This window comes from Ilumatobacter sp. (assembly GCF_041688325.1).
Classification (GTDB): domain Bacteria; phylum Actinomycetota; class Acidimicrobiia; order Acidimicrobiales; family Ilumatobacteraceae; genus Ilumatobacter_A.
Genome location: NZ_JBDNIJ010000371.1, coordinates 1 through 2,268, shown reverse-complemented (window position 1 = coordinate 2,268; position 2,268 = coordinate 1). Strand labels below are relative to the sequence as shown.

The 2,268-nt window shown below is 66.0% G+C and carries 2 protein-coding genes and 1 pseudogene; 1 reads left to right on the top strand and 2 read right to left on the bottom strand.

The genetic code is table 11. The features are described 5' to 3' along the window. Positions 1-269, bottom strand: a 269-nt coding sequence (locus ACH2EI_RS18995; protein ID WP_395161167.1) for a hypothetical protein, incomplete at its 3' end; no start/stop codon positions are given. Between the two features lie 362 nt (positions 270-631). After that, entirely contained in the window at positions 632-1,711 is a 1,080-nt protein-coding gene (locus ACH2EI_RS18990; RefSeq protein ID WP_395161165.1) for a UDP-N-acetylglucosamine--LPS N-acetylglucosamine transferase, read from the bottom strand. A gap of 92 nt (positions 1,712-1,803) precedes the next feature. On the opposite strand from ACH2EI_RS18990, the pseudogene ACH2EI_RS18985 reads away from it, so the two are divergent. Further along, a pseudogene (locus tag ACH2EI_RS18985) lies at positions 1,804-2,268 on the top strand (hypothetical protein); the annotation flags it as partial.

The following is a 2,268-nucleotide window of genomic DNA, read 5'->3' as shown; positions in this document are numbered from 1 at the left end:
TAGTGATCCAGTCGCTCGATCCGGTCGATGCCGTAGACGTAGTCGAGCCACAGCAGCCGTTCAAGAAACGTTTCGGCGGGATGGTTGGCTGCCGCTGTCGGCAAATATTCGTAAGGTATTCCGGCTGTTCGGAGCGCCCCGACCGATGGCGCGTCGGTGACGACGAGGAACCGTTGGGAGAAGCGATCCTGGCACGCGACGATTTGTGCGGTCGGATGTCCGGTGGCATCGATCACGACCAACTCGCCGTCACCCGGAAATCGCACCATCGCCGGAAATATCGCTCGTGAAATACGACCACGTGGTGTCCACGCAGGTTGTTCAGCGGGCTCCTGGTGCTGTCGATTTTGGAGCATGCCTCGCCGCGTCCGGGCCGCAATCCGGTTGGTTGTTCGTACTGCCTGACGGATGCGGCGCATCCATGCGCGCTCGGACCGTCGGACGGAGCGCCGCGACCGGCGAATCCAGCGTTCTCTGAAGAGCCGAATCCGAAGCCGACGATTTCTGACCGTCGTTGCAGCGTCTCGGAGCTGCGGTTCGTACCGGTCGGGGATCCGTTCGATCAACCAGAGATACGCGCCGCGTCCGCGGGGTCCACGCCGACGGGGCTGGCCCGTGTCGTCGGGCGCGTTCACAGCCAACCCTCGATGAGGCGCGCCGCGGTGCGGCTGCCGTCGGCGGCGGGCAGCGCTTCGAGCCGAGTGCGGATGCCTGCGCGCCGTTCGTTGTCGGCGAGCGCAGCGACCGCGTCCCGCAGGGTCCGGTCGTCGGATCCGTCCCAGCGGAGGCCGAGCCCTTGCTCGCTGGCCCAGCGACTTCGGGCGTCCTGGTCGTCGGTCTTGGTGGCCAAGTTCGGGACGAGGATTGAGGGAAGCCCGAGCGAAAGAGCCTCGTGGAACGAGTTGTAGCCGGTTGCGATGGCGGCGAAGTCGAACGCCGCGAAGTACCGACTGATCGGAAATTGTCTGACAACCGCGACCCCGCCGGTGGGGTCGTCGGCGGGTGCGCTGAGCACACTGCGCGCCAGGCACGGGCGAGCGCCGACACGTTGCAGCTCGCCGACCAGGCTCCCGAGTGTCGAGTCGAGGTCGTTGATTGTGCCAGCCCCCAACTGCACCATGACGTTCAGGGCCTGAGCGTCGAGGCCCAGTTCTGCACACGCGGCGGTGCGATCGAGCTCGCCGTTTGGCCCGACGTAGCAGATCGGTGGAATGTGATGGACGCCGGCGAGCACCTTCGACGTTGCACCGTGGTCGAACGCGGCTCCGTATTCGCCAGGCTCGATCACCTCGTCGAAGTGATCGGCTAACTGGATCGTCTTGTCACCAACGCCTGGCCGCCACATAGCGCGCCGCATCCAGACCCGATGTGGTCGGCGGCGGAGACGTCGACGTCCGAGTGCATTGGTCAGGCCGCGATACGGGTGGACACCGTCGAAGACGACGACGTCGGGTCGGTAACGCGTCATGAGTTGCTCGACTCGATCTTCGAGCAGCTCGTGCCACTCGTTGGGCGTGACATCGAGGTATCCGGCTGAGGCAAGGTGCTCGACTCGCAGCCCTGCTTCGACAGGAATCGGCAGTGCCGCGGACAGCGTGAAGAGGATGCAGTCGACGTCGGGGCCGAGTTGTTCGGCGACGGCCATCATGCGTGTGACGTGTCCGAGGCCTGCCCCGTTGCTCGTGCACAGCAAGACGCATCGACGAGGCATGATCAGCCAGAGTAGCGCTGGGGTTGAACTGTCGGGCCGATCCACTGCAAACACGGCAAAGCCAGGGGAGAGGCGAGCGCTACAGTGGCCTGATGGCGGGCGGTCCGGATTCGACATCGGGCACTTCGTGGGAACGGCCGTGGAACCACATCGACGAGGCGGCCTCGACTGCCCAGTCGACGGCGCGTGCCGATCGCTCTGAATCAGCGGGCCTGGTTCGACACGACCGTCTGCAGGTCCGGGCACAGATCCTGTCGATCGGCGTTCGGCTCCGCAGGTTGGTCCGTGCTGCTGCTGGTTGGCGGCCGCACCGTCGCGATCTGCTGCGTTGGCTGCCCCGCCGCCGCAACCGCAATTTCGACACGCCGAGCTCCGATCTGGCCGATCGGAGCGTCTTCAACGCAATCGGCTTCGACCCGCAACACGACGGTGTGGTGATCGATCTCGCCGATCTGGCCGACCCTGCAGGGCGCAAGCGCCGACCGGCGCGGGTTGTCCGACGCGTGCATCGCGCCCGCGGTGTGCGCTTCGAGCAGGCTCGCCCCGACGCGCCGTCG